This window comes from Massilia sp. HP4 (assembly GCF_005222695.1).
GTDB lineage: Bacteria > Pseudomonadota > Gammaproteobacteria > Burkholderiales > Burkholderiaceae_D > Telluria.
On the sequence record NZ_STGG01000049.1, the window covers coordinates 20,129 to 28,672 of the forward strand.

8 protein-coding genes and 1 pseudogene are annotated in these 8,544 nt (G+C 67.2%); 7 read left to right on the forward strand and 2 right to left on the reverse strand.

The window, feature by feature from the left end; genetic code table 11:
- The first annotated feature begins 151 nt into the window (after positions 1–151).
- The 5 genes from E8M83_RS19190 (at position 152) to E8M83_RS19210 (ending at position 6,903) form a co-directional block, all read left to right on the forward strand.
- Positions 152–1,597, forward strand: a complete 1,446-nt coding sequence (locus E8M83_RS19190) for an efflux transporter outer membrane subunit (RefSeq protein ID WP_229491664.1) — start codon at positions 152–154, stop codon at positions 1,595–1,597.
- On the forward strand, positions 1,594–2,712 hold the full coding sequence (locus E8M83_RS19195; RefSeq protein WP_137174961.1) for an efflux RND transporter periplasmic adaptor subunit: 1,119 nt from the start codon (positions 1,594–1,596) through the stop codon (positions 2,710–2,712). The genes E8M83_RS19190 and E8M83_RS19195 overlap by 4 nt, the downstream gene beginning before the upstream one ends.
- Positions 2,709–5,786, forward strand: a complete 3,078-nt coding sequence (locus E8M83_RS19200; protein WP_137174962.1) for an efflux RND transporter permease subunit — start codon at positions 2,709–2,711, stop codon at positions 5,784–5,786. Before E8M83_RS19195 ends, E8M83_RS19200 begins: the two co-directional genes overlap by 4 nt.
- A 105-nt stretch (positions 5,787–5,891) precedes the next feature.
- A complete protein-coding gene (locus tag E8M83_RS19205; protein ID WP_229491674.1) occupies positions 5,892–6,431 on the forward strand; it encodes a glycoside hydrolase family protein in 540 nt (179 codons plus the stop codon).
- A 10-nt stretch (positions 6,432–6,441) separates the two neighbouring features.
- Positions 6,442–6,903 carry a hypothetical protein gene (locus E8M83_RS19210; RefSeq protein WP_137174963.1) on the forward strand — a complete coding sequence of 154 codons (462 nt, stop codon included), beginning with the start codon at positions 6,442–6,444 and terminating at the stop codon, positions 6,901–6,903.
- Positions 6,904–6,906: 3 nt separating this feature from the next.
- Here the strand turns inward: E8M83_RS19210 and E8M83_RS19215 are convergent, their stop codons facing one another.
- The gene (locus E8M83_RS19215; RefSeq protein ID WP_229491676.1) at positions 6,907–7,281 is read right to left on the reverse strand and encodes a hypothetical protein; all 375 of its coding nucleotides are present in this window, start codon (positions 7,279–7,281) and stop codon (positions 6,907–6,909) included.
- Between the two features lie 137 nt (positions 7,282–7,418).
- Between E8M83_RS19215 and E8M83_RS19220 the strand changes: the two genes are divergently transcribed.
- Both E8M83_RS19220 and E8M83_RS19225 read left to right on the forward strand, forming a co-directional pair.
- Positions 7,419–8,045 carry an IS607 family transposase gene (locus E8M83_RS19220; protein ID WP_137174964.1) on the forward strand — a complete coding sequence of 209 codons (627 nt, stop codon included), beginning with the start codon at positions 7,419–7,421 and terminating at the stop codon, positions 8,043–8,045.
- On the forward strand, positions 8,036–8,464 hold the full coding sequence (locus tag E8M83_RS19225; protein ID WP_229491678.1) for a helix-turn-helix domain-containing protein: 429 nt from the start codon (positions 8,036–8,038) through the stop codon (positions 8,462–8,464). Before E8M83_RS19220 ends, E8M83_RS19225 begins: the two co-directional genes overlap by 10 nt.
- On the opposite strand, the pseudogene E8M83_RS19230 reads toward E8M83_RS19225, so the two are convergent.
- Positions 8,427–8,544 (reverse strand): annotated as a pseudogene (locus E8M83_RS19230) (IS481 family transposase); the annotation flags it as partial. The gene E8M83_RS19225 and the pseudogene E8M83_RS19230 overlap by 38 nt on opposite strands.

Below are 8,544 nucleotides of genomic sequence, written 5' to 3' on the forward strand. Positions count from 1 at the left end.
CTCTTTCAGGGTTGTTGGAGACGCCATGCTCGGGCCTCTCGTCTTACGCAACACTTACCGCCGCGACGTCTCGACGACATCGCCTCAGTAAGTATTCGGAAAGCCGACTGGCCCGATAGTCCAGGCATTCCAGACCACGATGAAGGTTCCTGTGTCCCCGATAAAACAATCCATCGCCCTTGCCGCAGCGCTGCTTGCCGCCGGTTGCGCCGCTCCGCCGTCGGCGCTGCCAGCACCGGATACGCAACCGGCCGCCAGCTGGCACGCCCCGCTGCCCCACGGCGGCAGCGTCGCCGACCTGCGCCAGTGGTGGGAGCGCTTCGACGATCCGCTCCTGCTGGCCCTGATCGACGCGGCCCAGGACGCGAGTCCGACGCTGGCGCAGGCCGGCGCCAGGCTGGCCGATGCCCGCGCCGCCAGGGTGGCCGGCGACGCCGCGCTGCTGCCGTCGCTCGACCTCGCCGCCAGCGCCAGCCGCGAACGCCCCGAGTCGGCCGCGCCGGTGGCGCAAGTCTCGTCGCTGGGCCTGCAGGCGGCCTGGGAACTCGACCTGTTCGGCGCCAACCGCGCCGGCGGCGATGCTGCCGCGGCGCGCCTGGAAGGCGCCCGCGCGCTGTGGCACGAGGCGCGTGTCTCGGTGGCAGCCGAGACGGCGCGCCTGTATGTGGATCTGCGCGCCTGCGAGGCGCACCTGGTCGAAGCCGGCATCGACGCCCGCTCGCGCGGCGAGACCGCGCGCCTGACCGATGCCGCCGCCGCTGCCGGCGTCCAGGCGCCGTCGGCCGCGCAACTGGCGCGCGCCAGCGCGGCCGAGGGCCAGGTGGCGCTGCTGCGCCAGCAGGCGCAGTGCGAACTGCTGGTCAAGGCGCTGGTGGCGCTGGCGGCGCAGGACGAACCGGCGCTGCGCCGCCGGCTCAAGGCCGCGACCGCGCGCCTGCCCGAACCGGCCGCCATCGCGGTGCGCACGGTGCCGGCGCTGGCGCTGGCGCAGCGCCCCGACCTGCACGCCGCCGAGCGCGACGTCGAGGCCGCCGCCTTTGACGCCGCGCAGGCGCAGGCGCGGCGCTGGCCGCGCGTCACCCTGGCCGGCAGCATCGGCGCCTTGCGCTCGTCCAGCCTGGGTGTCAGCAGCGAGGGCGGCACCTGGAGCGTGGGGCCGGTCGCGGTGACCTTTCCCCTGTTCGACGGCGGCGTGCGGCGCGCCGACGCCGCCGCCGCGCGCGAGCGCTACCGCGCGGCGACGGCCGTGTATGCGGGCCGCCTGCGCACGGCGGTCCAGGAAGTCGAGGGCGCCATGGTGACCCTGGACAGCAGCGCGCGGCGCAGCGCCGGCGCCGTCGCCGCGGTCGATGGTTATGGACGCGCTTACGCGGCCACCCTCGCCAGCTACCAGGCCGGGGCATCGAGCCTGTTCGACCTGGAAGACGCGCGCCGCAGCCTGCGCGCGGCCAATAGCGCCCTGGTCAACCAGCGCAGCGAGCGCCTGCTGGCCTGGATCGCGCTCTACCGCGCACTGGGCGGCGGCTGGTCGCCGACCGACGCCATCGCATCCCTAGCTTCCCCATCCGACGCACCGACCGACCCGAGGAACCCATGATAAAGACATCCCGCAAGCTGGCGCTGGTCGCCGCTACCGCACTGGCCGGCGCCGCCTTCGTGGCCGTCCTGAGCCCGGCCGACGGCGCCTCGTCGGCCGTGACCGACGCCACCCGCGGCCCCGGCCAGCCGGCCCTGGCCGTGGCCGTGACCACGCTCAGCCAGCTCACCATCCCGACCCGCATCGCCGCCAGCGGCAATATCCAGCCCTGGCAAGAGGCCAGCATCGGCGCCGAAGCCAACGGCCTGCGCCTGGTCGAGGTCAGGGTCAATGTCGGCGACCGGGTGCGCCGTGGCCAGCTGCTGGCGCGCTTCGCGGCCGAGACGATCGAGGCCGAGCTGGCGCAGGCACGCGCCGCGCTGGCCGAGGCCGAAGTCATGCTGGCCGAGGCGGCCGGCAACGCACGCCGCGCCAGGTTGCTGGCCGAGAGCGGCGCCATGGCGGCGCAGCAGATCGAGCAGCAGATCAGCGCCGAGCGCGCGGCCGCGGCGCGCGTGGAGGCGGCGCGCGCGGTGCTGGCGACGCAGTCGCTGCGCCTGGCCCAGACCCGCATCGTGGCGCCGGACGACGGCATCGTCTCGCTGCGCGCGGCCACGGTCGGCGCGGTGGCGCCGGCCGGCCAGGAACTGTTTCGCCTGATCCGCGGCGGCCGGCTCGAATGGCGCGCCGAGGTGGCGGGCCGCGACCTCGACCACTTGCGGCCCGGCCAGCAGGTGACGATCGCGCTCGGTGAAAACAAGAGCGTGCGCGGTGAGCTGCGCATGCTGGCCCCGGCGATCGATCCGCAGACCCGCAACGGCATGGCCTATGTCGACCTGGCGCCGCATCCAGGCGCGCGCGCCGGCATGTTCGCGCGCGGCGAATTCGACCTGGGCGAGAGCCCGGCCGAGACCCTGCCGCAGGGCGCCATCCTGCTGCGCGAAGGCTTCAGCTACGTGATGCGGGTGGGCGACGACTCGCGCGTGATGCAGACCCGGGTGACGCCCGGCCGGCGCAGCGGCGAACGGATCGAAATCCTGCATGGGCTCGAGGCGCAGGACCGGGTGGTGGCCGCGGGCGTCGCTTTCCTTGGCGACGGCGACCTGGTGCATGTGACGGCGGGTGGCGGCCAATGAAGCTGAACGTCTCCACCTGGTCGATCCACAACCCGATTCCCGTCATCCTGCTGTTCATCCTCATGACCCTGGCCGGCCTGATGGCCTTCGCCGGCATGAAGGTGCAGAACTTTCCCGACCTCGACCTGCCGACGGTGACGGTGTCCGCCTCCTGGCCCGGCGCCTCGCCCTCGCAGGTCGAGATCGAGGTGGCGCGTCGCATCGAGAACGCGCTGGCCACCATGCAGGGCGTCAAGCACATCCAGGCCAGCGTGACCGATGGCGAAGCCAATATCACGATCGAGTTCCAGCTCGATAAACCCGTGCAGCTGGCGGTGGACGACGTGCGCGACGCCATCTCGCGCGTGCGCGCCGACCTGCCGCCCGACCTGCGCGACCCCATCGTCAGGAAGGTCGAGCTGGCGGGCGCGCCGATCCTCACCTATGCCATCGCCTCGACGCGCATGGATGCCGAGAGCCTGTCGTGGTTCGTCGACGACACCGTCACCCGCACCTTGCTGGGGGTGGCCGGCGTGGGCAGCGTACCGCGCGTGGGCGGCGCCAGCCGCGAAGTGCGGGTCGAACTCGATCCCGACCGCCTGCTGGCCCTGGGCGCCACGGCGGCCGACATCTCGCGCCAGTTGCGCCAGGTGCAGCAGGAAGCCTCCGGCGGGCGGGCAAGCTTCGGCGGCGCCGAGCAAGCGGTGCGCACCATCGCCACCGTGCAGACGGCGGCTCAGGTCGGCGCGATCGAGCTGGCGCTGGGCGATGGCCGCCGCATCCGGCTGGACGAGGTGGCGACCGTCAGCGACACGGTGGCCGAGTCGCGCGCGACGGCCTTCCTCGACGGCGCGCCCAGCGTCGGCTTCGAGGTCGTGCGCGCCCGCGGCGCTGGCGAACTCGAGGTGGCCGAAGGCGTGCGCGCGGCGCTCGACGGCGTGCGCGCACGCCATCCCGACATGCGGATCACCGAGGCGTTCAACGACGTCGACCGGGTGGACGAAAGCTACTCGAGTTCGATGCGCATGCTGATCGAAGGGGGATTGCTGGCGGTGCTGGTGGTGTTCGCCTTCCTGCGCGACTGGCGCGCCACGCTGGTCGCGGCGGTGGCGTTGCCGCTGTCGGTGATCCCGACCTTCGCCCTGATGCAGGCGATGGGCTTCACGCTCAATATCGTCACCCTGCTGTCGCTGTCGCTGGTGGTCGGCGTGCTGGTCGACGACGCCATCGTCGAGGTCGAGAACATCGAGCGCCACCTTTTGATGGGCAAGGAGCCGATGCAGGCGGCGATCGACGCCTCGCTCGAGATCGGCCTGGCGGTGGTGGCCACCACCTTCACCCTGATCGCGGTGTTCCTGCCCACCGCCTTCATGAGCGGCACCGCGGGCAAGTTCTTCGTGCAGTTCGGCTGGACCGCCGCCGGCGCCGTGTTCTTTTCGCTGGTGGTGGCGCGCATGCTCACGCCGATGATGGCGGCGTGGCTGCTGCGCGCGCCGCAGCAGCATGCGCGGCGCGAACCGGCCTGGATGCCGCGCTACCTGGCCTGGGCCGGCTGGTGCCTGCGTCATCGCGCCGTCACCGTCGGCGCCGCCGCCATCCTGTTTGCCGCCGGCATGGGCTTGGCGGCGATCCTGCCCGCCACCTTCATCCCGGCCGACGACGATGCGCAGACCCGGGTGACCCTGACCATGCCGCCAGGGACGCGACTGCCCGCGACGATCGCCATGGCCGAACGCGCGCGGGTGGCGCTGGCCGGACACCGCCACGTGCATCAGGTATACGCCGCGATCGGCGGCGGCAGCGGTGGCGGCGATCCGGGCGATATGCGCGCCGCCGCCGCGGCCGATGTGCGCACCGCCCAGCTGACCCTGACGCTGACCCCGCGCCCGGAGCGTGACGGCATGCGCAAGCAGGAAATCGAGCGCGAGCTGCGCGCGCTGCTGGCGGACTTGCCGGGAGTGCGGATCCAGGTCGGCGCCGGCGGGAACGAGGTATATACGCTGGTGCTCTCGGGCGAGGATGGCGCGGCGCTGGCGCGCCTGGCGCCGCTGGTCGAGCGCGAGTTGCGCACCATCGACGGCATCGGGGCCGTCATCTCCAGCGCCAGCCTGCTGCGGCCCGAACTGGTGGTGACACCCGATTTCACGCGCGCGGCCGACCTGGGCGTGACCTCGGGCAGCATCGCCGAGACCCTGCGCATCGCCACCGTCGGCGACTACCAGGAAAACCTGGCGAAGCTGAACCTGGAACAGCGCCAGGTGCCGGTGCTGGTGCGCCTGGGCGAGGCCGCGCGCGGCGACCTCGATACGCTCAAGCGCCTGCCGGTGCCGGGTGCGCGCGGGCCGGTGCCGCTGGAGAACGTGGCCACGCTCGAACACGGCAGCGGCCCGGTCGAGATCGCGCGCCTGGACCGCCGGCGCAACATCAGCTTCGACATCCAGCTCGACGGCCTAGCGATGGGCGACGTCGAGGCGGCGGTGCTGACGCTGCCCAGCGTGCGCGACCTGCCGCCCGGGATCGAGCGCACGGTGGTGGGCGATGCCGAGGAGATGGGCGAGCTGGCGACCGGCTTCGGCGTGGCCATGCTGACCGGCGTGCTGTGCATCTACATGGTGCTGGTGCTGCTGCTGCGCGGCTTCATGCAGCCCTTGACCATCCTGGCGGCGCTGGTGCTGTCGGTGCCGGGGGCCTTCCTGGCGCTGTTCGTGACCGGCTCGGCGCTGTCGATGCCGTCGATGATCGGCCTGATCATGCTGATGGGGATCGCGACCAAGAACTCGATCCTGCTGGTCGACTACATCGTGATCGCGCGCCAGGAATACGGTCTCGGGCGGATCGACGCCATCCTCGACGCCTGCCGCAAGCGCGCCCGGCCGATCGTGATGACCACGATCGCGATGGGCGCCGGCATGCTGCCGGTGGCGCTGGGCTGGCTGGGCGACCCGAGCTTCAGGTCGCCGATGGCGATCGTCGTGATCGGCGGCTTGCTGACCTCCACTTTCCTGAGCCTGCTGGTGATTCCGGTGGTGTACAGCTATGTGGACGATGGCGTGCAGTGGATCAAACGTGGTATAGCCGCTCGCCATGGCACCTGACGTTCGCTTCGCAATAGCTAGGGTTGGAAGTTGCTTGCGTCGAGTCAATCGGTAGAAGAATCCCAGTGCTAGATTCAAGGGATTACTTCTCCGTGGAGGCGATGCGTGGAAAAATCGGTCTCGAAATCTTCTTCGTTATCCAGCCCAAATGCAGGGATGAGAATGAGTTCAAAATCATTGGTGAGGATGCGTGATACTGAAAAGGTAATGCTTCGCTATTACAACGATATGGGTAAGAACAAAGGAAATTGCACGTGGGGGATAGGCTTCTACGCGCATAAAGGTGTATGCAGCAAAGAGGAGCTCGAACGGAAAGTCAACGTGGCCTCAGTTGAAACTGAATATGCCAAACGCGTGGCCGAGGCCGAGAGAAGGGTCCGTTTGAAAGTGAACATGCCACTCGATCAGGACCAGTTCGATGCCCTTGTAAGTTTTACCTATAACACCAGAAGCGCCACGAATCAGCGCGTCTATGACGCACTAAACTCAGGAAACGTCGACCGGGCGACCGCCATCATATCCGGCTCGGTCTATGTAAAGGTGAATGGCAAGGCGATACTGGCCTCGGGGCTGGTAAAGCGCCGTGCCGAAGAGAGTGCGCCATTCCGCGGATCCGGAAACAGCCGTGTCGAAGCCAAAAGGTAAGGAAGCGACTATGTCTTCCTTACATTACACCATCCACGTTGTTGGGGCACGCTTGCGCTGCATCGCTGTCGCACTCCTGTTAGCAGCCGGAGCTCCCGCATTCGCACAAACCGCAGACGCTCGTAGCGAGATTATCGGAAAGTGGAAACTCACCTCGGTGCTGGATTTGATCGACATCACCTCGCGCAACGAGAAGGAGGCACGGAGCCTGCTAGGTCATGTCCTGGTCATCCGCAATGAGGGTGCACAACTGGATGATTACCAATGTGCGCCGCCAAAATTCGAGACGAGAAGGGTCGCGCCGAACTTATATGTGCAAGAGTTTGCGGGCATCGATGCGCGAAAACTCCGGCTGCCCGATCCGGTAACGGTCGTCGATATCAGCTGCACACAGGTGTTCATCAAAAGCCGCAATCGTATCGTCATGTTCTGGGACGGATGGTTCTTCGAGGCCAGACGAATCGTCAACTAGACCTCACGCAGCCCGCTTGAGCGCCGCGCCGACCCGCTCCAGCAGATCCTGGTGCTGATAAGGCTTGGACAGCACATCGAGCGTGCCGCTGGGCTTGCCTCGGCCCGGCAACTCGTCCATATAGTCGGTGGTGACCACCATCGGCATGCGGGTCATCTCGACCGCGGCAAAGAAGATGTTGCCGTGCTCCTCGAGGCCCCCGTGCTCGATATAGCTGGCCTGCCAATGGTTGACGCCGGGATTGTCCTCGGGCGGGCCCATCGGGTGGACGGCGTTGCGCTCGACCTCGCCGTCCGCCGGCACGCCACGGCTCTGGCCGCCGCCTTGCACGTCAAGTTCTTTCTTGAGTGAATCGTCTTTCGTGGGTCCAAGTACCATGGTGTGTCCCTGCGGGTGGGCGGCGCGGCCGGGCAGTCGATGCCGGCGACAACCTGAATGCCTCGACTCTAGCGTTTGCTGTTGGGGTTTTTAGCAGCTAGACGGAACTTGTTCCTCCTTATGCAGCCATATGCACTATGGGCAAGTTAGTATCGATCAGCATGGCTACCGAAGCGCTAGGTGTCTCGACCAGCACCTTACGTCGCTGGGAGGCAAGCGGTCGGCTCACTCCGGCGAGAACAGAAGGTGGTCAGCGCCGCTATGACCTGACGGCGCTGCGCTCCGGTGCCCAGCACAGCGTGCCGGCAATTCGAAAGACTGTCAGCTATGCGCGGGTGTCGAGTCATGTCCAGCGGACAGATCTCGAGCGGCAAAAGCAGGTGCTCGAATTGTACTGCGCAAGCCAAGGCTGGACATTCGACATCATTGCCGATCTTGGCTCTGGCATGAATTATCGCAAACGAGGATTGAAACGCCTGCTCGACGGGATTGTCGAAGGAGAGGTAGGGCGCCTGGTCCTGACGCACAAGGACCGCCTGCTGCGCTTCGGCGCAGAACTCGTCTTCGCGCTATGCCAGGCGAAACAGGTCGAGGTGGTCATCATCAATCAGGGCGAAGACACCACTTTTGAAGAGGAGCTTGCCAACGATGTGCTCGAAATCATTACCGTGTTCTCCGCCCGGCTTTACGGTAGCCGCAGTCACCGAAACCAGAAGCTGATCGACGGCATGCGCACAGCTGTCAAGGAGTCGCAATGTACCTAGCACATCGCATTCGGCTCGATCCAAACAATGTCCAGGCGACGTATCTGGCGCGCTGCGCTGGCACGGCACGCTTCGCGTACAACTGGGCATTGGCTGAGTGGAAACGGCAGTACGAAGCGTGCAAGCTCGATCCCGCTCTACCCAAGCCGAACGAAGCGGCACTGCGGCGCCAGCTCAATGCCATCAAGCGCGAGATGTTCCCCTGGATGCTGGAGGTAACCAAGAATGCCCCGCAGATGGCGATCCAGCAATTGGGCTGTGCTTTTGAAAATTTCTTCAAGGGTCGGGCGCGTTACCCGAGATTTCGACGCAAAGGTCGTGACGATCGGTTTACGTTGACGAACGATCAGTTCAGCGTTGAAGAAAAGCGCATCCGTATCCCTAAGTGTCGAGTCCCGTTTGATCATAAACGCGTTTAACGAATAACTCAGGTCGCTTCTGTTGCCATTCCTTGAGCGCGAGGACGGGCGTTTTGCTGCCGATGGCGCGTTGCGGAATA